Origin of the sequence: Enterococcus sp. E4-150 (genome assembly GCF_035726465.1) — a bacterium.
Classification (GTDB): Bacteria; Bacillota; Bacilli; order Lactobacillales; family Enterococcaceae; genus Enterococcus_B; species Enterococcus_B faecium.
The window spans coordinates 61177-83377 of sequence record NZ_JAPRGK010000007.1; the positions used below are offsets into that span (position 1 = coordinate 61177).

Consider the following 22201-nt stretch of genomic DNA (forward strand, 5'->3'; position numbering starts at 1 on the left):
TTATTATATCAATAAAAATGAGCTTTGCCTAGAAAGGATTCCTATTGTTTCGATTTTTCTCTAACTGATCTACCAGTTTCATTTGGACCTTAGGAAAAGCGACCGAATCAAATGCATCAGGCTTCAACCACTTCGAAGTTTTGTTCTCGGTAAATTCTTGTTCTGCTCCCTCGGTTGCCCGTCCGTAAAAAAGGAGAACATGCCATTTCAGATGACTAAAAATATGAGTAACTTCTCCTAAATGTCGTGTCTGCCAAACAAAGAGTTCCTGCTTTTCAAATGGGAGATTTTGCTCTTCTTCTGCTACTAGGTCATCAAACAGATCGATTTCTGGCTTTGTTTCCCATTCTTTTTTCAATCGCTCATACTCCTCTTGTGTCACTTCCATCATTGGAAATGTCCACATATTCGCCAGCAATTTTTGGCTATCTCTTTCTTCAAAATAATACGCTCCAGAATGATTTTGAAGAGCCGCACTGATATAATAAACGTCTTTTGGCTTTGCTTTTTTTGTTTTTACAGGAAAACTCGTTTGGATTCCTCGTTTGTTAGCTAAACAAAAGGCTTGGATCGGACAAGTCTCACACTTTGGAGAAGTTGGTGTACAGATAGCTGAACCTAGATCCATCATTGCTTGGTTGAATTCACCTGGATGCTTTTCATCAATGATTTTCCGCATCGCTTCATCAAAGATTTTCCTGCTAGAAGCTTTTGCGATGTCTGCTTCAATGCAAAACAATCTGCTGACTACTCGCATCACGTTGCCGTCAACCGCGGGTTCTGGAAGTCCAAATGCGATACTTGCAATCGCGCCTGTCGTATATGGTCCTATTCCCTTCAATGAGCTAATTTCTTCAGGCGTTTGCGGCATTTCCCCATCAAATTCTGACATGATCTGTTTAGCAGCAGCTTGGATGTTCCGGGCTCTTGAGTAATAACCAAGGCCCTCCCATGCTTTTAAAAGCTTTTCTTCTGGAGCATTTGCTAGCTCTTCAATTGTAGGAAACCATTCCATGAAACGATAAAAATAATCGATCACTGTGTCTACTCTGGTTTGCTGAAGCATGATCTCAGAGATCCAGATACGATAAGGATCACGATTATAGCGCCAAGGCAGGTTTCTTTTTTCTTGTTCATACCATTGAATAAACTGATCTTGAAATTCTTTTGTTTCTTTATCTGTCCATTTTTCCCATTCTTTATTCACTTTCCTCTTCCTTTTCCGTAATGAATCGCTGGATCATATCCAAATCAAATCCTTTTTGATATAAGCTTTGCTTTACTTTTAGATTTCTTTTTTTAGGTTCAAACCTTAAATTTCTTCGCCATAGTTTATCTCCTTGTTTGACTAAATAATCATATTCTATTTCTTGATCTGCTTCTTGCGGAAGATCAGCCATCGCTTGTTGGATCACTTCTTGAGAAAAGCCTTTCGTCATCAATGTTTGTTGGATTTTTCTCAATAATTCTTTTTGGCTTTTTCCGTGATTTTTTCCAAACGCTTTTTCGGCTGTCTGATGTGCATTTTGAACTTGGTCTTCAAATGTATATTGGCTGAGCGCTTGTTCAATGATTTCAGGTTTCAAACCTTTTTGCTGCATCTGCTGCGCTAATTTCTTTGGTCCTTTGTCACTTAAGCGCATATTCGTGCGCACATAACTTTCCCCATAGACCAAATCATCGACAAGGTCCAATTCTTTTAAGCGGGCTACGATTTTATTTCGATCTTCTTGAAGGATTTCCTTTTCTTTTAAGTATGTTCGGATTTCTTTTTCCGATCGCAACTGATAACTTAAGTAATTCATTGCTAGGTGAAACCCGAAATCAGCTCCGCTACTCTTCTTGATCTCTTGGATAGTTTCTTCGTCTAATTCCCGTCCTTTTAATAATCGATAGCGTACTAATACATCTTCAGATACTTGTAAAGCTTCTCCTTCAGATAAATCTACGCGATAGAAAGGGCCTTTGCCTTTACTGATTCTCGTAACGGTTAACATAAACATCCTCCTCGAACATATATTCTCTATCATACCACAGAAAATCCCCGTAATCAGGTATTATATGTTAGAATAAACCACAGAAAAAAGAAAAAGGGAGATACTTATGGCAGAAACAATTGTCAAAACTGGACAAACGGTTCCTTTGAAAATCAAGCGTTTAGGCATAAATGGTGAAGGAATCGGTTATTTCAAACGGTTGATCATATTTGTTCCATATGCACTACCAAAAGAAGAAGTACTAGTGAAAATCACGAAAGCAACTCCTCGCTATGCAGAAGGAGAATTAATAAAAGTCAAAAAAACAAGCAAAGATCGCGTAGTGGCACCATGTCCTGTTTACTATGAATGCGGTGGCTGTCAATTACAACACTTAGCTTATCAAGCTCAATTGGATTTTAAAAAGGATCTGCTTTTGCAAGCATTGGAAAAATTCAAACCAGCAGGCTTTCGATCTTATCAACTTTTGCCGACGATCGGGATGGATGAGCCTTGGCATTATAGAAACAAAGCACAATTTCAGTTACGAAAAAATAAGCAGACTCAAAAAATTGAAGCTGGTTTATACGAAGCAAACTCTCATCAGTTAGTCCCTATAACAGACTGCTTGGTTCAAGAACCTCGAACACAAAAAATAATGAATACTGTTGTTCAACTATTGAATAAATTTGATGCACCCATCTATGATGAACGGACAAACAGTGGAATCTTCCGCACAATCATGGTTAGAATCGGTGTTAAAACTGGGGAGTTACAAGTTGTTTTTATTACTCGCAGTAAAAAATTCCCGCAAAAAAACGCAATGATCCGTGAGATCAATGAACGACTGCCCGAAGTTGTTTCAATCATGCAAAATGTCCAGGCACAAAAAACGTCTCTCGTGATGGGGGATGAAACGATCCACTTATGGGGAAAAGAAGCCATTGAAGAACAAATCAATGAAGTGACTTTCGATCTTTCTCCTCGTGCCTTCTTTCAACTCAATCCTCAGCAGACCGAATTGCTTTATGGCGAAGGAATTAAAGCATTAGATGTCCAGCCTAATGAAACGATCGTGGATGCTTATTGCGGAGTTGGGACGATCGGCTTAAGTGTAGCAAAACAAGCCAAAGAAGTACGGGGAATGGATACCGTTCCTCAAGCAATCGCTGATGCAAAAAAAAATGCGGAAAGATTAGGATATCACAACACTCGATATGAAGTCGGGACAGCAGAGCAAGTTCTGCCTAAATGGTTGAATGAAGGTTTTCAGCCTGATGGTATCATCGTAGATCCACCACGTACGGGTTTGGATAACGCATTGATTCAATCATTATTGAAATACCCTCCAAAAAAACTTGTTTATATCTCCTGTAATGTTTCTACACTTGCCAGAGATCTGGTTAATTTAAGTAAAAAGTTCAAGATTGAATATTTACAGTCTGTCGACATGTTTCCTCAGACTGCACGTTGTGAAGTTGTCGTGAAGATGACGAGACTCGCTGACTAAATGAAAGAGGTTGTGAAAAAGTCTGCCCTGTATCAAGTAATAAGAACAACCAAACAAAAATAGCTCTTCATGTTTTATGAATACTGTACTTGTGACCGAAGAGTTAACAGGAGGACACTATTTATTTAAAAAAAGGGTTGTGACATAGTTTTTGTCACAGCCCTTTTTGATTATTATTGGATATTTACGTCTATCACTTGATAAAATGCATTTGTCGTATCGCTGATATTCCATACTGCTAAAATAACATTATATCCTTTTCGATCCTGCGGAAGTGTGATCGTTTGGTTGACTGTTTTTGGTGGAACAGTTGCTTTGTCGTCTATTTTTGTGATCAATTCAAAATCACTAAATTTCAAAGGTTGATTAGGATTCCAAGTTGGTTTGGTAATGTAGTAATCCCAAGTACTTGTCCGATGTTGTGCTGTTAAATTCCAAGTAATATTTAATGTTCCTGGATTAACCATGTTTTTATGCCATCTGTTAGATGTCTGTTCATCTAAAGGCTCAAAGCCGCTGACTCCTGCACTAGCAATTTTTCCATCAATGAATGTATTTTTGGTAGCTTCGATACTTTGCGGTTCCCATTGTGCTCTTCCGACATTTTGATTTAAGTTTCCTGCTACTGATGTTCCTAGGTATGCACGGCTTCCTGGAGAAGTAATATAACCATGCGCAAAACCTGGAATGCTAAAACCGAACAACCCTAAACTAACTAACCCAATAAACAATAACGTACTAATCTTTTTCATGTAGAAACCTCCTTCATTTGATAGCCACATTGTAAACGCTTTATTGTATTAACACAAACATTATGCTTTTATAATTTTATGTTGAAGTAAAAAAGGTGAAAAAAGTAAGATGCAGATTATAACAGAAGTAGACGAGAAAAGTACAAATAAAAAACATGAGAATCAAATCATATGATCTTTTTCAAAAACATCATTCATATAAACAAATGTTCAACTTTTTAATAACAACAATCATCAATTTTTTTCTTACTTCACAAACTAAATACAGGTCTTGCTGTGAGCCTTCATGGTAAACTAATATTATAGAAAGGAGTTAGTAAAATGAAGATGATAAAAGATATTCGTTTTTGGGTTTGTGTTATAGGAATTGTCATATTAGGCTTTTTATCAGGGTTGCTTAGCGGAAATCCCGGAGAATATTACTATTCTTTGCAACTTCCACCATTTGCACCACCTAGCTGGATATTTGGGCCGATGTGGACCTTACTGTATATATTGATGGGTATTTCTCTTTATTTGTTACTTAATCACAACAACAAAAAACAGCGAAACAATCTTGTCGGTCTTTTTGTGATTCAGTTCATTTTTAATTTTATATGGTCTGCTCTATTTTTTAATTTAAGAAATATTTTCATTGCAGCAATCGATATTACACTTTTAGTTATTTTCTTGTCAGTGCTTATGTATCAGTTGTGGCTGCATCATCGCCTGGCAATGTGGCTCATGATTCCTTATTATTTATGGGTACTATTCGCAACTCTATTGAATTATTCAATTTATTTTTTAAACTAAGGGCTTAAAAGAGACGTCCTGTAATTTAACACATAGAAAAAGTGCCACCTAAGTTAGATTTTTTGTCTAATTTAGGTGGCACTCTTTATTAACCATACTATTTTTTCTAGTACCCACTTGTTGTTCCATACTCATTATTCTGGTCATAACCATAACCATTTTGTTCCTGTCCAGCGTAAGGATCATAACTTTGAGTATCTTGACTTGGTGTATAGTACTGACTTGTATCTTCTGTTTGCTGATAATAGGTATTCGGATCTTGGTACTGATCATATGTGTTTTCTGAATAGGAAGAATAATCGGTGTACCCTTCACTATTCGATCCATCACCGTTTGTCGAATCGCCATCTTCCGAATCATCAAAGAACATCATTGAAGCATTCTCATTTTTCAAATTAGGTAATGTATCGCTTGTTTTTATATTTAATTGTTTCTTCAGTTCATTTTGGATCGAAAGAAGATCATTTTTTCCTAAAATTTGATAGTAGATATCATTGATCATTTGTCCTTCGCCTTGCAACTGGTCTTGTTTGATTGTTTCAAACGCCGGGGTGTAGTTCGTCGCTACATCAAGCATGTCATCCCAATCTAAGTCCGTCGTCACATTGTTCTCAACTGCTTTTAAAATTTTTCTATAATTGCTTACGCCATCTAAACTTAAAACTTTATTGACGATTTTCGTCACTACTTCCCGCTGACGACGTTGTCGACCGATATCGCCTTCTGGATCTTCGTGTCGCATTCGAGAATAGGCTAAACCTTTTTCTCCATTCAATGTTTGTTCACCTACTGGTACATGGACACCATCCAAAGTAAAGTCAATTTTATTATTCACTTTGATGCCACCGACCGCATTGATCAAATCTTCCATGCCATCCAAATTGATCGTTACATAATGATCAATAGGAATATCGAGCAGTTGCTCAATTGAATCCATGGCCATTTCGACACCACCAAATGCATAGGCATGATTTAATTTATCTACCGTTCCATAACCTACGATATTCGTATAAATATCTCGGTCCAAACTGATGATCGTTGATTTTTTTTGTTTCGGATTAACTGTTACTACCATCATCGTATCAGAACGTCCTTGTTCCGTTCTTCCTAATCCACCGGTATCTAAACCTAATAGCAAAACCGAAAAAGGTTCTTTATCATCAATGCTTACTCTCTCAGAACGTTTGGAGGATATTCGATTAGAGTTTTTAGAAATTTTGTTTACTGTTTGGCTCGCTTCTCCCATAAATCTGATTCCGTATGCTGATAATCCGGCAATCAGCAAAACGAATACCCCTAACAAGGTTAATAGAACTTTTTGCCATCGCTTCATAATACACCTCTGTTTCACATTTTCTAAAATATTGTCTCATATAACTGTTCAATCAGCAAATTCACTTTTTAATCATAAGAAAACTTTAAAAAACATTTTTGTGTAACGATTATTATTTTTTAAAATTTCTCAAAATTCTTAACTATCATACCATACCGTGAAAAAGATCGAAAGACCGAATACACGCAGTTCGCAATCGTTTTATCTTTTTTTTATGTATTTTTTCCAGAAAAAGCGAACAACAAAGTATTTTCCAAATAATCGTGCAGTAAAATGATCGCACATACCTTTCCCATCTTTTTAACAGTCTTTGCCTACCGTTCAGATTATCATTCGATTTCACGAAAATTTCTTCCTATGACTGGTCCTTTTGTTAAACCCATCTTCTATTCGTTTTATTTCCAGCTCACTGCATGGCTCTTAAAATGACTCGAACTAGTGATTGCATTACCATCATCTTTTAATGGATAGATATGCTCCTCTTCAAAGTAAAACGATTTTCTTTTAAAGTAATAGAATTGACATGGTAATGAGTATGTATACTAGTGGTTTCACAAATGGTCTTTTATTCAACATCCAAAAACTGAAATTTCTTTAAAATCCATTACTAACGAAGAAAATGTTCCTTGCTTGATAATTAGTTAGGACATGTCAAGTGAACAAATGCATTTACTTAGCCAAAAAATCTAAAAACTTCATAAATAGACAAAAAGACACGACTCTCTAAGAAGTCGTGTCTTTATTCAACAAATTATTATAATTTAGTCACTTCAGCAGCTTGAGGTCCGCGTGCACCTTCAACAATCGTGAATTCTACTTCTTGACCTTCTTCTAGGCTCTTGAAGCCGTCTCCTTGAATTGCTGAGAAATGAACAAATACGTCATCTCCGCCGTCTACTGTAATAAACCCAAATCCTTTTTCATTGTTGAACCATTTAACCGTTCCGTGTTCCATAAATGTATAGCCTCCAAAAAAGTTCTTGCAAGTAACCTTGCAAGAACATTATACCCAATTTAGAAAACGCTAGCAAGCTTTCGCTCTTTTATTTTCCAAATTATTTTTAAGACTGATATGACGGAGGAAATGGTTATTTTGCTGCTTCGAAACGTTTGTTTACTTCATCCCAATTAATAACATTCCAGAATGCTGCAATATAATCTGGTCGGACATTTTTATATTTCAAATAATAAGCATGTTCCCAAACGTCCAAACCTAGAATTGGTGTCTTTCCTTCCATCAATGGAGAATCTTGATTTGCAGTAGAGGTAATAGCTAATTTTCCATTTTCCATTACAAGCCAAGCCCATCCAGAACCAAATCGTCCAGCGGCTGCTTTTTTGAATTCTTCTTTAAAAGAAGAAAAATCACCAAAAGCTTCATTAATCGCTTCTTTTATTTCTCCTGTAGGTTCGCCACCAGCATTTGGTGCCATGATTTCCCAGAAAAATGAATGGTTAGCATGTCCGCCACCATTGTTACGTACAGCTGTCTTGATATCTGTTGGAATAGCGTCCATATCAGATAATAATTCTTCTATTGTTTTTTCGCCTAATTCTGGGTATTTCTCAATTGCTGCATTTAAATTCGTCACATAAGTATTGTGATGCTTATCATGATGCAGATGCATCGTTTCTTCGTCAATATAAGGTTCCAATGCGTCATATGCATAAGGTAGATCTGGTAATGTGTAAGTCATAAAAAAATTCCTCCTCAATGTTTTCTTAATAATGTCTACATTACAAAGAGTAACAAAGAGAAGGAAATTCTTCAATTGTTATGCCTAGTCGTCTTTTTCACTTTGACCTACTTCTTCTTCAAAAACCTCAGTTTCTTTAAAAATAAACAACTTGCTGAAAATATAGTTCGCAAGGATAACAATAATTTGAGTGATGATTTTCGCCACATACTCATTGCTGTTCATAACATTGATCAACAATACCATTGCCCCCATGTCCAATCCGTAAGAAAGGATACGGTAGAAGAAGAACTTACCGCATTCAATAAGTGCATGTGTAAAATTCGGTGATTTTGAATGGAATACCCAAAGTTTGTTCGTTACAAAAGCAAACAATACAGAACAAAACCACGAAATAGAATTGGATAAGGCCATACTTAAATCAAAATATTGGCGTGCGAGAGCAAAACTAACAAAATTTACAATCGTAGCCAAACCACCAAAAAAGAGATAGACTAGTATCTCCCAATATCCTTTTGCTTCTAAATATCCTTTTAACTGTCGATACTGCTTCATGAGCCAACCTACCTTATTAAAAATTCTTATTTATCATACTCTATATTTCAATAACTTTCATCTTTATTTAAAAAAATTAATTTTTTTTGATCCTTTGCCTTTGTCTCTGCTTGGATCGTCACATGTGTAATACCATATTTTAATTTTAATAAAGAAATTATACGAGGATATATCTTTTCAATCTCGCTTAGTAGCTGATCTTCAAAATCAATATGTCCGTCGAAAATAATTATCTTTTCGCTATACTGCCAAATATGGACATGATGAACATCCTTTACCCCATCGATTGCTTCAATTTCTTGTTCCATTTTTTCATAGTCGATAGCAGGTGCACTTTGTATCAAAATAGCGGCAGCTTTTTTGATCACCATTATCGCTTCTATCAATATATATATCGAAATGATCAGTGTAATAACTGGATCGATCCAGTAGATATCGAAAAAACGGATCAAAATTGCTCCGATAATCACACTTACCGAAGACAGTGTATCACTTAACAAATGCAAATAACTAGATTTTATATTCAAACTTTCATCTGCTTCTTGTCGTAATAATAATACTGAGAACAAATTCGCGAGCAATCCAATAACTGCTACTGTTAGCATCAAATGACTATTTATCTTTTCTGGTGAAGTGAACCGCTTGAATGCTTCAACGGTTAAAAACAAGGATAATATGATCAATATGAATGAGTTGATGAAAGCACTCAATATTTCTAAACGCTGGTAGCCATACGTACGTTTTTTATTTGCTTCTTTTCGGGCCATTTTTTGTGCCCCGTAAGAAAAAATAATTGCCAATGTATCACTAAGGTTATGGAAAGCATCTGAAACAAGAGACAAACTCCCTGACATAATCCCTCCAATAAATTCTGATAAAGTGATCACCGCATTCAAAACCACTACTCCAAATAGTTTTTTTGATGATCTCTGTGGCTGTGTAGGCACTATTCCTTCCTCCATTTTATTTATATTGGATAGTCTTTAGACAAGAATAACATTTTTTTGATATTTCACCAATCATTCAGCTGTTTCCCTAAAGCACTTGTATTTCACTTGATACTTCGCTAGAATTGCAAGTGATGACACTACTAGATGAGGAGTACTTATGACAACAAAACAATTAATTATCAGTTCCTTTATACGATTCAAAGACCTAAAGGAGGCGAGAAATGTCCCATTTTGGAAAGCCATTGTCTATCTTTTAGTTTTGAGTATAATTATGGCTTTGCCAATCTCTTTTCAAGTTTTTCAAGTCTTAAACAACATTCAATTGGATGGGCAAAAGATTGCTACTCGCATTCCTGATTTTACAATCCAAAACGGGCAGCTTCAAACCGAAGAAAAAGAAGGATTCATTTACCAAACAAACTCCATTATCTTCACATTTGATCCAGAGGGAAAACGAACAGAACAGGACATCTCTACTGATTTGATGGGGAATTTTGTTAGTGTCGGGATGTTAAAAAACAAACTTATCATAGCTCTTCCTAATACAGGCACGACTTCTGCTTTGTTGAACAATAACCAATTAGAACTTCCCTACACCAATGAATCTTTAAAAAACTTAACAGGTAAGCAGCTCCGTTCTTTTTTAAGTGAAGCATCTATACCACTTTGGATAAAAGTCCTGACATTTATATTTTCTATTTATCCTAGTTTTCTGAATCTGCTGATCACTTTGCTATTTACCAACATTGCTGCTTTTCTCTATGCACGCTTTCGACTAACAAAAGCTACTTTTCTTGATTGTTTAAAAACATTGATCTATTCAATTTCATTGCCTACTATAATTGCAACAATCTTGATGGTCTTTCTTCCTTCTTTTGACACTAGCGCCTTCATTGCTTTTGCAGGAATCTTTATTTTTGCTCAAGCTGTCAAAGGATGGGCAAAAATATCGATCAATTAAGAAATAAAGACAACTCGTTATTTCTACTTCAATAGACCCTTTTAGAGGTTGTGACATTTTTTTGTCACAGCCCCTTTTTTATTTGAAAAATATTTCTTTCTCAAAAAACAAGCAAGGCGCTTCAAAGTTCTTCTTGTATGCGCTACACTTAGAGTAAAGAAAGGCGGGAAATTAACTATGTCAGAAAGAATCATTTATGCAGATCGTCCATTTCGTGATGAATTTATCGAAGAAATCCATACTATAGCGCCTGGTTATATCTTTAAAACAGAATTACAACCAGAGGATCTACAAAATGTAGAGATCAGTTTGGGCTGGAACTCAGACTACCAAGAAAAACTATTAGCCTCTTCTACCTTGAAATGGGTCCAATCTATCTCAGCTGGTGTTGATCAGCTACCCCTTGAGACTTTTTCAAAGAAACATATTTTACTTTCAAATGGTAGTGGCATCCACAGTGAATCGATTACGGAGCATGTCTTAGGAATCATCCTTGGGTATTCTCGTGGTCTTTTTCAAGCACAAAAGGCACAGAGTGACATGAAATGGTTAGGTTCATCGGTCCATTACCAATCTATCCAAGGAAAAAAAATACTAATCATTGGAACTGGCCATATTGGAAAAATGATTGCAAAAAAATGCAAAGCATTAGACATGAACTGCTATGGAATCAATACATCCGGTCATCCAGCAGAAGGAATGGAAAAGACTTTTTCTTTAAATCAACTAAAGGAAGTTCTTCCTGAAGTAGATTTCGTAGTCAATATCTTACCTCTAACGGAGGAAACAACTGGGCTCTTTGATCAGCATATGTTTGAACACTTTGATCCAAAATCTGTATTCATCAATGTTGGCCGTGGTGCTTCTGTTAAGACACAAGATCTGGTGCAGGCTTTAAATAACCAGCAACTTTCCTTTGCAGCATTAGACGTTTTTGAGGAAGAGCCTCTTCCACAAGATCATCCTCTTTGGAAAATGGACAATGTACTGATTACTTCCCACATTGCAGGTTTGACACCTGATTTTCAAAAGAAATTAATGGCTATTTTTTTAACCAATCTGAAAAGCTACTTTGCCACCCATGAGCTTCAAACCAATCAAGTAAAATTGTCTGCAGGATATTAATAGCTGAAAACAATATTTTCAAAAGAAAAAAGAGAAGGTGACAAAAATTGTGTCACCCTCTCTTTTTTTATTGTTTTTTAAAGTGATAGGTTGGCTCCTCCAGGTTGGGATCATAATCAACAAGTAAATCATATCCTTTAAAGAACCATTCATCTGCTTCCTCGATAAAAAAAAGTGTCCCATCCATTTCCACTTTCTTTACAGGATGTTCTGGCTGTTCAACTGACATTCCAATCGAAAAACCATCATGAACCTCTGTTTTGCCGTAGACTTTTCCAAAAAAACGTATTCCGTAAGTTTCTGGCAGATCAATTTCTGAGTCAAACCACTTTTGTGCTTTTGGCGTTACCGTTAATTCCATCCCAACAACCTACTTTCTCTTTTCTTTCTATTGATTCATCTTATCGTCTAGAATATCCACATCGCCTGTCTCTCCAATCACCAGTAGATTATCATTTTCACGAACATATTCATCTGCTGCAGGAGAAGCGATAACCGTTTGATCTACTCTTCGTATGGCGACTACTGTTAAGTCAAAACGTTGTCTGAAATTTAATTCAGCTAATGTTTTGTTGAAAAATTTAGGATTGGAGACTCGGATTTCTGCTAAAGAATATTTATCTGACAGCTCTAAGTAGTCTAGAATATTCTTTGATACTAAGTTATGTGCAATCCGTATCCCCATGTCTCGCTCAGGGTGTACGACACGATCTGCTCCGATCTTCTCTAGTACACGGGCATGGTACTCATTTTGGGCTTTTGCTAAAATATTCGGTACGCCCATTTCCTTTACCATCAGAGTAACTAAGATACTGGCTTGGATATCTTCTCCAATAGCGACAATTACATGATCGAAATTTCTTATACCTAATGAACGAAGTGTCATCTCATCCTGTGCATTTGCCACAACAGCATGAGTGGCTATATTCATATATTCATTGACTCGATCTTCATTACTGTCAATAGCCAGTACTTCTTGTCCAGCTTCGATCAGTGTACGGCAGATGCTTCCGCCAAATCGTCCAAGGCCTACAATTGCAAAATTTTGTTTCACCATTTTCCTCCTTTAGTATCTTCTTTTCTCAGTATAACAAAGCCTTTCCAAAAACAAAAGCAAGCATCATTATTGTAAAAAAGCCAAGAAAAATAATAGTTATTTTCTCAGCTTTTGATTATCCTCTTTATCATCGTTTTTATTTCACCAAACCATGTTTAAACGCATAGATAGCTGCTTGAGTTCGGTCTTCTACCTCTAACTTAGCTAATATATTCGACACATGCGTTTTAACTGTTTTCAGTGTGATAAACAATTCATCCGCGATTTCCTGATTACTTTTCCCTTCAGAAATCAGCATCAAAATTTCATTTTCTCGATTCGTTAATTCTTCATGCAATACTGGATCATTTCGCCGACTCATTTTTTCCATCATTTTTGTTGTCACTTCAGGTTCCAATACTCGCTCGCCGCGTTGCGTAGCCCTTATAGCATCAGCTATTTCATGTGCGGTAGACGTCTTCAACAAATATCCTGCTGCTCCTGCTTCAATTGCAGGATAAACTTTTTCATCATCAATAAAACTTGTGACGATAATGATTTTGGCTTTTGGCCAATCTTTTAAGATTGCTTTTGTTGATTCGATGCCATCCATTTCTTCCATGACTAGATCCATTAAAATGACATCTGGTCGAAGTGCCATCGCCTTTTCATAGCCTTGACGTCCATTTTCAGCTTCTCCAATCACTTCAATGTCTTCTTGGATAGATAAATAAGAAGAGACGCCTAAGCGTACCATTTCATGGTCATCTACTAATAAAACTTTTATCATCTTTATCTATGCCTCCTTCATCAAAGGGACCTTGATCTCCACGCTCGTACCTTGCCCTTTAAAACTAATGATTTTTACTGTTCCACCAATACCAGCTACTCGTTCTTTGATATTGTTCAATCCATAACTTCCCGTTTTGGTTTCATTCATATTAAATCCTGTCCCGTCGTCAATGATACGTAATAAAAGATTGTTATCTATTTTATGCAAATAGACTTCTAATTCATTAGCCTTAGCATGTCTTAATGTGTTTGATAACAATTCTTGAACGATTCGGAACAAGTGATCCTCAATGGAACTAGTTAATTTTACATCTTCTACATCCCATTTTAGCGAAATCTGGATTTTATTCTGCAATTCCTTCAATAACTGCTCAATGCCTTGTTTTAAACTTTTTTCTTCTAAATTGACTGGACGCAGATGAAGAAGCAGCGCACGCATCTCAGACTGGGAAGCGTTGATGATCTCTGCCACCATTTTCAACTGCTTACGGAACATTTCTGGTGTCTCACTTTTTTCTGCTTGCTCCGTCAATGCCGACATCATCATCATCGCTGCAAATAATTGCTGTGAAACTGAATCATGAAGCTCACGAGCTAATCGATGCCTTTCTAATTCTAAAATCTCTTCTTTGGTTTGTCCATCTACATATTGAGGACGGCTAGTCATAATCTGTAATTCACTGGATACTTCGATCATTTTTTCTTTTATTTTAGTAATTTCCATATCAATATCTTTGATGTACAGATCATCCGACGCGCTTGGGATCGGCTGATGCAAAAGTTTGGATTCATAATTGCCAGAAGAAAGTGCACGAAGCTTTTCTTCGATTTTCCCGTATTTTGCCTTTTGAATAAGTGATAACAATAGAAATACGATCAATCCTACACCTAATGAAATTGCCATCAAATGGAAGATAAGCGGAACGTATAATAAACGCGCACGCAGCAATTCTCCCCACCAATGACTTTGGTTACTGGCATAAAAATAAGTGAAAAGTGAAAATAGAATAATAAGGAAAGCCGCAATCCCCGAATAAACAGCTAGCATTGCTTTGGATATTCTTCCCATCATATTCGTATCACCTCGACATCTCCGACCAAGGTATTAGTAATGATCTTCAATCTGCGAGGATTTTCATCATAATCACTGCTGCAGATTTTGATCTGTTCATTTTTTAAGGAAAACTGCTCTTCTTCAAACAAGACATTTCCTACTAATGTCGCATGCTCTAATCGAATAGCCACTCCCAGGGGTACTAAGATCCGTGTTCTGCCTATCCCTTTTCTTACAATCACAATATTATCATCTTTTGGCAAAAGTGTATTGCCCAAATCGATGATAGTATCACCAGAAATGATGGCAATGTTGATATCATCCCATTCATAGACGTCGTTTCCAATACGTTGGTTACCAAATAATTGCTGTCTTTTACGCTCATTATTATGTGTTTTTAATTGCTCTGTTTGGACCATCATGATCTGTTTTTTTCGCCAAAAAGCATTTTTTGTCAAATCTATTCCTGAAATCTCTACACCTTTCAGGCCGATAAATAAAACGGCCAATACAACCATCATCCATAAAGCAGGACTGTTGACTAAGCTAAAAAAAATGACCAAGCTCCCTAAGATCAATTGAAAATTTTGAAATTTAGTACGAGGATATTTGCGCATAGCTAGATATATATTGAAAATACCGAATATTACTAAAAGCAAAAGTCCAGTATTGTTTACGATTTGCCAAACAGCAAATAACAGCAGCAGTGCTTCGACTACCACAAAAAAACGCCAAGAACTATTCATCGCTTTTTCTCCCTCCTGACACATTCTCATTTCATCATACCTATTTTTTTGACTGTTGGCTATAGGACTTTAGATGTAAGATCGTTCAGTGAAACCTGCAATACTCAAAGAGAAAAGATCTAGAGTGCGTCATCAGTAAGATGAACTCTCTAGATCTTTCAGTCAGACTACGCTTGTTCTACTTTGACGATTTTAACTAACATATCGCCACCTGGTGTAGCAATAGTTACTTCATCATTTTTACGTTTGCCAATCAATGCTTGCGCGATAGGAGAATCATTGGAAATCTTTCCAGAAAACGGGTCTGCTTCAGCACTTCCGACAATCGTGTACTCTTCTTCATCTCCATCAGGCAACTCGATGAACGTAACTGTTTTACCGATCGATACCTCATCTGCATCTACGCCGTCATTATCGATGATTTGTGCAAAACGGATCATATTTTCAATTGTTGTGATTCTTCCTTCAACAAATGCTTGTTCATCTTTAGCTGATTCGTATTCGGAGTTTTCGGAAAGATCTCCGAAACCGCGAGCGATTTTGATTCGTTCAATGATTTCTCCGCGTTTAACTGTTTTTAGTTCTTCTAATTCTTTTTCTAATTTTTCTTTACCTTCTAGAGTCATTGGATAAACTTTCTCTACCATGTGTAACGTCTCCTTTTTTCGATAAAATACCGCAAAAGGTAATCTTTTGAGGAATATAGTCCAAAAAAGATTACCACGCTTTTCTTAAAATGTAAATGTTTTTCTAAAAATGATCAATGACTAGCCCCTGTTTTTCTAAGAATTATTTACATATTTTTGCACTAGTTCCATATGTTCTTCATACGTTTTAGCGAAATAAACATTTCCAGTGCTCGTATCTGCTACGAAATAATAATAGTCATTTTCTGCTGGTTCTAATACTGCCTTGATTGCCTCTTCGCTTGGATTGTCAAAAGGACCAGGCCCATAGCCGGTATTGGTATACAAATTGTATGGTGAATCTACAGCTGTATCTTCATACGTCACCAATTCTTTATGTTCTCCTAATGCATATAAAACAGAGATATCTGACTGAAGTGGCATATTTGCCTTGATTCGGTTAAAGAAGACTTGTGCAATATTTTTACGATCATTTTCTTTTACGCCTTCTTTTTCAACTAGAGAAGCCAAAGTTAAAACTTCTTGTACAGTCAAATTTTTCTGTTTGATAGCTGAATAATAGTTTTGCATGACCGTATTTGTCTTGTTCACCATCTCAATCACAAGATCCTTAAGCGAAGTACTCGTGTAGTAATCATAAGTAGCTGGGAATAAGTAGCCTTCCAAACGGTATTTTGTGTTCTCAGCTTTAGAGGCACTTTCCAACAATTCTGGGAATTTTTGATACAACTCGTTAAAGAAAGTCTCATCATTTACTAAATCTAAAAATTCTTTCTTGTCTTTACCAGTTACCTTCGCTACCCGCTCAGCAATCTGATCGATGTCGTAGCCTTCTGGAATGGCAATTTTCCCATCTGCAACTTTTGTTGGCTCAGATGTGCCGCCTTCTTGCAACTGCTTGCCAATCTCATCAAGAGTCATATTAGGCGCTAACTGATAATAACCAGCTTGAAAGCCAGTTAAGTTTTTAAATTTTGTATAATAATTGAAAACAATCCCACTTTTAATAATATTGTCTTTCTCCAAAATTTCGCCAATCTGCTTATTAGAAGAGCCGCTTGGGATTTCCACTTGGACTAATTGGTCGTCCGATTTATCTAAAGGCTTCAACCCGCTATCTACATAACGATATACGGTAAACCCGAGAAATCCGCCAATAATCAATAATGTAAGAGCGATCACTAAAATGATCTTCCTCACGATCTTATCTTCTTTTTTACGCAGATTTCTCCGCTTGTCGATTATATCTGCTGTAGCTGCCTTACTGGCTTCTTTTTTGTCTTTGCTTGGGTGTTGTTTGTTTCCTGACAAAACAACTCCTCCTTACTATCATCTTCGTAACTCTGTTTATTATACATGAAATTTCTACTGCCGTGAATTATTTTACCAAATATTATGTCAAAATTGTAAGTGGCAAATGCTCTTTTTGAGGATTACAATGAAAAATAGTTAAAAATGGATAGAAAGGAATTAACATGGCAAAAGGAAAACATCAAAAAAAACAGCAGATCTCTCTTTCTTTTCTCGCAGTTTTGTTGCTGGCTGTCAGCTTCTTTTCAACAGGCATCATTACAGGATGGCAATTAACAAAACAACCTCAACCACAAATTTATAAAACGGAACCCGCACAACTTGCTTCCAATTTAACATCTAATGAGCAGATGCTTGCCAGCAAAATTGATCAATTACTGCAAAAATCAGATTATATCGGTTCGATTTATGTACGCAAAAATAATCGAGTGATATTAGAAAAAGGATATGGGTACGCAAATCTACGCATAAAAGAATCGAATTCTCCTTCTCTTTACTATCAAATCGGTTCGATCCAAAAAGCGATGACTGCTTTACTTATCCTAAAACAAATTCAATCTGGCAAGATAACTTTTGACACAAAGCTATCTGAATTTTATCCTCAGATTCCTGGAAGTCAGCAAATCTCAATCAAAAATATGCTTTACATGCGCTCTGGTCTTCATCGAACCGCTTCTCCAAAAAAACCTATGTCAGATAGTGAGATCATTCAGTTTGCCCTTCATCATTTGAAATTTACTGATTATGATACGTATCATTATGAACCATTAAATTATACATTGCTTACAGGGGTATTGATCAAACTAACGAATCAGCCTTATGAAACTCTTTTAAAAAAAGAAATCATTCGGCCACTCCATCTAGAACATACAGATTTTTATGAAAATGTAAAAAATTCCCCTCAGCATGCTGTATCTTACCAAATGTCTGCAACTGACGATTATTCAAAAGCATTGGTCGAGCCTGAAACAGACATCCGAAATGAATTAGGCACAGGAAATATAAGTATGTCTGTTTATGACTTGAACAAATTCTTTACCAGTGTTCTGTCTGGCGATATTATACCAAAAGAACTACTTTTCTCATTGTGGCAAAATAATGGTGATAAACATCCTTACAGCGGCGGTGTTTACAGTGGAAATGATTATATCCTTGCTCAGGGAAATATCAATCGATTCCATGCAGTAGCGGCGATGAAAAAAGACACAAAAGATGCAATCGTCATGGAAAGTAATATCCAATCTGATAAAAACATCAAATTGCCGGCCACTGATTTAAGAAATCAGATTTACGAACTGATGGAAGGTGTTAATTTAAAAAGCTAAGTCGAAACAAAAAAACCAGCAGGATGCTGGTTTTTTGTTTTAATCGATTTCTGTCTTTAAATAACGTTCCATTCCGTTCAATATATCAAATTTGGGTTGATAACCTAAAGAACGGATCTTTGAAATATCCGCTAAAGAATCACGAATATCCCCTGAACGTTCTGCTTCATATTTAAGCGCTAGCTCTGTTCCTAAGATTTGATCAATTGAATGGATCAATTCAAGTAGCGTAGTGCTTTTTCCTGTACCGACATTGAATTGCTGTCCTAAAGCTTTTTCTTCCTTAGCAACAAGTAAAAGTGCTTGTATAACATCTTCTATATAAACGAAGTCTCTAGATTGGCTACCATCACCAAATAAAGTAAATTCTGCTTTTTCTCCTGCCAATTGTTTTTTGTATCGGTCCACTAGAATCGAAATAACTCCGCTATATGGAGAGTTAGGATTTTGATTTGGACCATAAACGTTAAAAAATCGGACAGCACTAGTCGGAACATCATATAAATGACAGTAATCCAAAACATATTGTTCTGCTGCAAACTTATCGATGGCATATGGTGTTAAAGGACGGATGACCGATTCTTCTTTTTTTGGCAACGTTGGTTCATCGCCATAAACTGCAGCTGATGAACTAAATACCAATCGTTTTAAACCAGATTGATATTTTCGTACCAATTCAAGCAATAAAAGCGCACTGTCAAAATTTACACGATGAGTTTCTAGAGGACGTTCTACAGAATCTGCCACACTAGCTACAGCAGCTAAATGAAAAATATAGGCAAACTGATACTGTTTCATGATTCTTTCCATCAATTGAGGATCTGATACATCCCCCTCAATGAAAGTCACTTGTTTCTCCATATCCAAGTTTTCTTTTTTTCCCATTGATAAATCGTCGACTACTACGATTTTGTTTTCTTTTCCCAAATAATTCGCTAGCGTTGAACCGATAAAACCAGCTCCGCCAGTAATCAATATAGTATCCATTAAATTCACTCCAATTATGCATTCTCATACTTAATACAGTTAGTTTACCATTTTTAACCAGGAAAAACTATATAAAGAATATACTGCCAGTATGTGCTGATTGCCGAATTTAACAAATTAATCACTTCAAAAAATAAAAACAGCAGAGTAAATCCTAATCGGACTTACTCTGCATTATTTTATATTTCAATATAGCTTAGCTTAACGATCTTTTAGTAGAGAGCGGAATTCACCAAAGCTAGCAAGGAAGCTGCGATGTACATATAGCAAATAAATTACATAAATCAAGCTATAGATACCTAGACTAATAAAGTTACCGCCAAACCAGATGTTACTAAAGATAAAAGCAATCGTTAGAATCGTTTCTACCAATTGTCTGTATCCAACAGGTAATTTCATTCCACGACAAAGAAAATATTCTGCTAAATTACAGCGAAACGCTAGACTCAACAATATCAAGCCTACTGCTAAATTCAAGTTACCTATCACAAATATAATGACTAATGAAGCCACTAATGAAAAGGATAGCGTCATCACATTGACCATCAATATCGTTTTTTCTTTACGCAAGCTCTTTAAATACGTATTGATAAGTAAAGACATTCTTCCTTCATAAATAACGATTGGAAACAATATTCCCATAAAATTCAGACTTTCCGTATATTCGGGTAGCCACATGGTCAAAACAATTTTTGCTGGGACGTAAAAAATCAATAAACCATAGGTTAAAGGAACAAATAAGTCCCGTAAGATACGGAAGAGTTCAGGGAGTCTTTGCTGATTTGTCCTTCTTAATAATGGAAACATAACAATTCCTACTGCATTGACAAATGTTAGGAACATATTTGAAATACTCAATGTAAAGGATAGTTTACCAAAAGTTTCAATTGACCATCGTTGTTGTACGAAGAATCGAATAGTTCCAAGAATGAGCATGCTAGCAATACTACTCAACATTAACTTACTACCAATATTGATATTATCAAAAATTTCAGGGACAAGTTCTTTTAGACTAATCATATTGACTTGCAACATATCTTTGATTCGAGACATTCCCCAAAGTGTCACGATCAATTTAGAAGCGATATCCATAATGATCAGCCAATAAAAATCTCTGCCGCCTAAAGCAAAGTAAATAGCAATAAACAAGACATAAAGATAGCGATCATTCCTAGAAAGCTGTGCATATTCTTTTATTCGATTCGTCGACTGGAAAATATACAGAATAAAAGTTTTAACGATCGTAATCACTGAAACAACAGCTGTCAATATTAAAATAAGTGATTGGGAACTGTTTGGCATAAAGAAATAAGCCCAAACAACTATAGCTATTGAAACAAAGAACTCAAAAATCGTTAGATACCAAAACTGTGATCCGAGCGAGCGTTTATCAAGTTTATTATATTCTTCCCCTCCTATTTTTAAATAGATTCCATCAATCCATCCAAAATGCAAAAAGCCTACGTATGAAGAATAGAACACATACAACTGCCAATAACTATACTCTGTTACTCCCAACAGTTTTGGTACAAATAAATTAAGCAAGATTGAGATACCTAATGTAGCAAAATTTGCGGCTACTGTATAATAAAGATTTTTTATAACTGATTTTGCTTTAGTATTCATATTGATATCCTCACTTTTTATACTTATGTTTTAGAAGATGATAGATATCAGTTCCAAAATAAAATTTATGTTTGTATTTCCAGAACGAGAAAATAACTGTTCGTATTTTTTCTTTTTCTAACATGTAAATACGCATTTCTAACTCTTTAATCAAATTATCCAGTAATTTTTTCTTTTTGTCATAATCTACTATAGTCACATTATTTATCAAGTAATTTCTGGCAGCTTCAACACGTTGCAATCTTCTTTGCAAAGTCATGAGCCTTTTGTAGTATAATTGCTCTTTATTTGACTGATCTATTTCTTTTTTAAAAGAACTTTGTCCATGTTTTCTCCATTCTATCAACGGTTTTCTCAATAAATATAAACCATTTGTTAGAACCGCGCTCCCCCACATCGACATATCATGAACCGGGTTTTCCATGTTAGACGCATAGAGATTAACTTGTGGGATAAATTCTTTCCTAACTGCATAGACGCACCCTGGTCTTCGGAGAAACAAATTATTCTCATTAAAAATGACTCGCTCTTCTATTTGTTGCTCATTTTTTTCTGTATCAACTTTTTTCAGTTCTTCACATAAACCGCCAAGTTCTACTAATTCATGATAATCCGTAACTAATACTTGAATTTTCTTATTTCTGAAGAGGCTACTCATCTCTTCAATTTTTGTTTCGTGCCAAATATCATCTTGATCACACGTAAATATGATATCCTGGCTAGCTAAATTTAATAAATGAAAGAAATTTTTTCTCCATCCTAGATTTTTTTCGTTAATTTTTAAATGCCAAGTTGATGACAAATTGTTTTTCTCAATAAAACTACTGATAATATCAACTGTATTATCAGTAGAACAATCATCACAAATCAGTACTTCATTGATTTTTTTTGTCTGGCTTAGTAGTGAATCTAATTGTTCCAAGATATTCTTTTCACCATTGTATGTAGCCATTACAACAGACGTACTTAGTTGCTCATACATAAAATTTCACTCTCTCTAATTTTTAAAAATCTGTGGTTTGTATT

General features: G+C 35.8%; 23 protein-coding genes. 5 read left to right on the forward strand and 18 right to left on the reverse strand.

The window, feature by feature from the left end:
• Positions 1–28: 28 nt before the first annotated feature.
• Both mutY and recX read right to left on the reverse strand, forming a co-directional pair.
• The gene (gene mutY, locus OZ002_RS07615; RefSeq protein WP_002332049.1) at positions 29–1207 is read right to left on the reverse strand and encodes an A/G-specific adenine glycosylase; all 1179 of its coding nucleotides are present in this window, start codon (positions 1205–1207) and stop codon (positions 29–31) included.
• Positions 1200–1997 carry a recombination regulator RecX gene (gene recX, locus OZ002_RS07620; RefSeq protein ID WP_002326064.1) on the reverse strand — a complete coding sequence of 266 codons (798 nt, stop codon included), beginning with the start codon at positions 1995–1997 and terminating at the stop codon, positions 1200–1202. The genes mutY and recX overlap by 8 nt, the downstream gene beginning before the upstream one ends.
• Before the next feature lie 106 nt (positions 1998–2103).
• Between recX and rlmD the strand changes: the two genes are divergently transcribed.
• Positions 2104–3486: a 23S rRNA (uracil(1939)-C(5))-methyltransferase RlmD gene (rlmD, locus tag OZ002_RS07625; protein ID WP_049142257.1), complete on the forward strand. Its 1383-nt coding sequence runs from the start codon at positions 2104–2106 to the stop codon at positions 3484–3486.
• A 173-nt stretch (positions 3487–3659) separates the two neighbouring features.
• On the opposite strand, the gene OZ002_RS07630 is transcribed toward rlmD, so the two are convergent.
• On the reverse strand, positions 3660–4238 hold the full coding sequence (locus OZ002_RS07630) for a lytic polysaccharide monooxygenase auxiliary activity family 9 protein (protein ID WP_156249167.1): 579 nt from the start codon (positions 4236–4238) through the stop codon (positions 3660–3662).
• Positions 4239–4559: 321 nt separating this feature from the next.
• On the opposite strand from OZ002_RS07630, the gene OZ002_RS07635 reads away from it, so the two are divergent.
• Complete coding sequence (locus OZ002_RS07635; protein ID WP_002292857.1) at positions 4560–5030, forward strand: TspO/MBR family protein; 471 nt, start codon at positions 4560–4562, stop codon at positions 5028–5030.
• Between the two features lie 106 nt (positions 5031–5136).
• On the opposite strand, the gene OZ002_RS07640 is transcribed toward OZ002_RS07635, so the two are convergent.
• From OZ002_RS07640 to OZ002_RS07660, 5 genes are all read right to left on the reverse strand, one after another.
• A complete protein-coding gene (locus OZ002_RS07640) occupies positions 5137–6363 on the reverse strand; it encodes an LCP family glycopolymer transferase (protein ID WP_002295400.1) in 1227 nt (408 codons plus the stop codon).
• 754 nt (positions 6364–7117) lie between these two features.
• Positions 7118–7318, reverse strand: a complete 201-nt coding sequence (locus OZ002_RS07645) for a cold-shock protein (RefSeq protein ID WP_002292860.1) — start codon at positions 7316–7318, stop codon at positions 7118–7120.
• Between the two features lie 133 nt (positions 7319–7451).
• The gene (locus OZ002_RS07650; RefSeq protein ID WP_002298541.1) at positions 7452–8060 is read right to left on the reverse strand and encodes a superoxide dismutase; all 609 of its coding nucleotides are present in this window, start codon (positions 8058–8060) and stop codon (positions 7452–7454) included.
• Between the two features lie 84 nt (positions 8061–8144).
• Positions 8145–8615, reverse strand: a complete 471-nt coding sequence (locus OZ002_RS07655; protein ID WP_002292862.1) for a GtrA family protein — start codon at positions 8613–8615, stop codon at positions 8145–8147.
• 47 nt (positions 8616–8662) lie between these two features.
• On the reverse strand, positions 8663–9577 hold the full coding sequence (locus OZ002_RS07660; RefSeq protein ID WP_002317368.1) for a cation diffusion facilitator family transporter: 915 nt from the start codon (positions 9575–9577) through the stop codon (positions 8663–8665).
• A gap of 145 nt (positions 9578–9722) precedes the next feature.
• Here OZ002_RS07660 and OZ002_RS07665 point away from each other — a divergent pair, with 145 nt between their 5' ends.
• Both OZ002_RS07665 and OZ002_RS07670 read left to right on the forward strand, forming a co-directional pair.
• Entirely contained in the window at positions 9723–10526 is an 804-nt protein-coding gene (locus OZ002_RS07665; protein WP_002289147.1) for a DUF1189 domain-containing protein, read from the forward strand.
• A 177-nt stretch (positions 10527–10703) separates the two neighbouring features.
• Positions 10704–11651, forward strand: a complete 948-nt coding sequence (locus tag OZ002_RS07670) for a phosphoglycerate dehydrogenase (RefSeq protein ID WP_002289148.1) — start codon at positions 10704–10706, stop codon at positions 11649–11651.
• Between the two features lie 67 nt (positions 11652–11718).
• On the opposite strand, the gene OZ002_RS07675 is transcribed toward OZ002_RS07670, so the two are convergent.
• From OZ002_RS07675 to mltG, 7 genes are all read right to left on the reverse strand, one after another.
• Positions 11719–12012 carry a HesB/YadR/YfhF family protein gene (locus OZ002_RS07675; RefSeq protein WP_002318627.1) on the reverse strand — a complete coding sequence of 98 codons (294 nt, stop codon included), beginning with the start codon at positions 12010–12012 and terminating at the stop codon, positions 11719–11721.
• Positions 12013–12039: 27 nt separating this feature from the next.
• Positions 12040–12705: a potassium channel family protein gene (locus tag OZ002_RS07680; RefSeq protein WP_002289151.1), complete on the reverse strand. Its 666-nt coding sequence runs from the start codon at positions 12703–12705 to the stop codon at positions 12040–12042.
• 139 nt (positions 12706–12844) lie between these two features.
• Positions 12845–13477, reverse strand: coding sequence for a response regulator transcription factor (locus OZ002_RS07685; protein WP_002295404.1), 633 nt, complete (start codon positions 13475–13477; stop codon positions 12845–12847).
• Positions 13478–13483: 6 nt separating this feature from the next.
• Entirely contained in the window at positions 13484–14551 is a 1068-nt protein-coding gene (gene liaS, locus OZ002_RS07690; RefSeq protein WP_002318624.1) for a two-component system sensor histidine kinase LiaS, read from the reverse strand.
• Entirely contained in the window at positions 14548–15279 is a 732-nt protein-coding gene (gene liaF / locus OZ002_RS07695) for a cell wall-active antibiotics response protein LiaF (protein WP_002295408.1), read from the reverse strand. The genes liaS and liaF overlap by 4 nt, the downstream gene beginning before the upstream one ends.
• 167 nt (positions 15280–15446) lie before the next feature.
• A complete protein-coding gene (gene greA, locus OZ002_RS07700; RefSeq protein WP_002295409.1) occupies positions 15447–15926 on the reverse strand; it encodes a transcription elongation factor GreA in 480 nt (159 codons plus the stop codon).
• A 135-nt stretch (positions 15927–16061) separates the two neighbouring features.
• A complete protein-coding gene (mltG, locus tag OZ002_RS07705) occupies positions 16062–17237 on the reverse strand; it encodes an endolytic transglycosylase MltG (RefSeq protein ID WP_002295410.1) in 1176 nt (391 codons plus the stop codon).
• A gap of 164 nt (positions 17238–17401) precedes the next feature.
• On the opposite strand from mltG, the gene OZ002_RS07710 reads away from it, so the two are divergent.
• Positions 17402–18562 (forward strand): serine hydrolase domain-containing protein, encoded by a 1161-nt coding sequence (locus tag OZ002_RS07710; RefSeq protein ID WP_002295411.1) that lies wholly within the window; start codon positions 17402–17404, stop codon positions 18560–18562.
• A gap of 39 nt (positions 18563–18601) precedes the next feature.
• Here the strand turns inward: OZ002_RS07710 and OZ002_RS07715 are convergent, their stop codons facing one another.
• The 3 genes from OZ002_RS07715 to OZ002_RS07725 form a co-directional block, all read right to left on the reverse strand.
• The gene (locus tag OZ002_RS07715) at positions 18602–19549 is read right to left on the reverse strand and encodes an NAD-dependent epimerase/dehydratase family protein (protein ID WP_156249168.1); all 948 of its coding nucleotides are present in this window, start codon (positions 19547–19549) and stop codon (positions 18602–18604) included.
• A gap of 201 nt (positions 19550–19750) precedes the next feature.
• Positions 19751–21175: a lipopolysaccharide biosynthesis protein gene (locus tag OZ002_RS07720; RefSeq protein ID WP_002328616.1), complete on the reverse strand. Its 1425-nt coding sequence runs from the start codon at positions 21173–21175 to the stop codon at positions 19751–19753.
• A gap of 10 nt (positions 21176–21185) precedes the next feature.
• Positions 21186–22157 (reverse strand): glycosyltransferase, encoded by a 972-nt coding sequence (locus OZ002_RS07725; RefSeq protein WP_002295415.1) that lies wholly within the window; start codon positions 22155–22157, stop codon positions 21186–21188.
• Positions 22158–22201: the final 44 nt, after the last annotated feature.

What these genes read in the sequence shown, in the direction of transcription:
- recX (WP_002326064.1), bottom strand. Translation starts at nt 1,997, where the DNA reads ATGTTAACCGTTACGAGAATCAGTAAAGGCAAAGGCCCTTTCTATCGC.
- rlmD (WP_049142257.1), top strand. Translation starts at nt 2,104, where the DNA reads ATGGCAGAAACAATTGTCAAAACTGGACAAACGGTTCCTTTGAAAATC.
- OZ002_RS07630 (WP_156249167.1), bottom strand. Translation starts at nt 4,238, where the DNA reads ATGAAAAAGATTAGTACGTTATTGTTTATTGGGTTAGTTAGTTTAGGG.
- OZ002_RS07635 (WP_002292857.1), top strand. Translation starts at nt 4,560, where the DNA reads ATGAAGATGATAAAAGATATTCGTTTTTGGGTTTGTGTTATAGGAATT.
- OZ002_RS07640 (WP_002295400.1), bottom strand. Translation starts at nt 6,363, where the DNA reads ATGAAGCGATGGCAAAAAGTTCTATTAACCTTGTTAGGGGTATTCGTT.
- OZ002_RS07645 (WP_002292860.1), bottom strand. Translation starts at nt 7,318, where the DNA reads ATGGAACACGGAACGGTTAAATGGTTCAACAATGAAAAAGGATTTGGG.
- OZ002_RS07650 (WP_002298541.1), bottom strand. Translation starts at nt 8,060, where the DNA reads ATGACTTACACATTACCAGATCTACCTTATGCATATGACGCATTGGAA.
- OZ002_RS07655 (WP_002292862.1), bottom strand. Translation starts at nt 8,615, where the DNA reads ATGAAGCAGTATCGACAGTTAAAAGGATATTTAGAAGCAAAAGGATAT.
- OZ002_RS07660 (WP_002317368.1), bottom strand. Translation starts at nt 9,577, where the DNA reads ATGGAGGAAGGAATAGTGCCTACACAGCCACAGAGATCATCAAAAAAA.
- OZ002_RS07665 (WP_002289147.1), top strand. Translation starts at nt 9,723, where the DNA reads ATGACAACAAAACAATTAATTATCAGTTCCTTTATACGATTCAAAGAC.
- OZ002_RS07670 (WP_002289148.1), top strand. Translation starts at nt 10,704, where the DNA reads ATGTCAGAAAGAATCATTTATGCAGATCGTCCATTTCGTGATGAATTT.
- OZ002_RS07675 (WP_002318627.1), bottom strand. Translation starts at nt 12,012, where the DNA reads ATGGAATTAACGGTAACGCCAAAAGCACAAAAGTGGTTTGACTCAGAA.
- OZ002_RS07685 (WP_002295404.1), bottom strand. Translation starts at nt 13,477, where the DNA reads ATGATAAAAGTTTTATTAGTAGATGACCATGAAATGGTACGCTTAGGC.
- liaS (WP_002318624.1), bottom strand. Translation starts at nt 14,551, where the DNA reads ATGATGGGAAGAATATCCAAAGCAATGCTAGCTGTTTATTCGGGGATT.
- liaF (WP_002295408.1), bottom strand. Translation starts at nt 15,279, where the DNA reads ATGAATAGTTCTTGGCGTTTTTTTGTGGTAGTCGAAGCACTGCTGCTG.
- greA (WP_002295409.1), bottom strand. Translation starts at nt 15,926, where the DNA reads ATGGTAGAGAAAGTTTATCCAATGACTCTAGAAGGTAAAGAAAAATTA.
- OZ002_RS07710 (WP_002295411.1), top strand. Translation starts at nt 17,402, where the DNA reads ATGGCAAAAGGAAAACATCAAAAAAAACAGCAGATCTCTCTTTCTTTT.
- OZ002_RS07715 (WP_156249168.1), bottom strand. Translation starts at nt 19,549, where the DNA reads ATGGATACTATATTGATTACTGGCGGAGCTGGTTTTATCGGTTCAACG.
- OZ002_RS07720 (WP_002328616.1), bottom strand. Translation starts at nt 21,175, where the DNA reads ATGAATACTAAAGCAAAATCAGTTATAAAAAATCTTTATTATACAGTA.
- OZ002_RS07725 (WP_002295415.1), bottom strand. Translation starts at nt 22,157, where the DNA reads ATGTATGAGCAACTAAGTACGTCTGTTGTAATGGCTACATACAATGGT.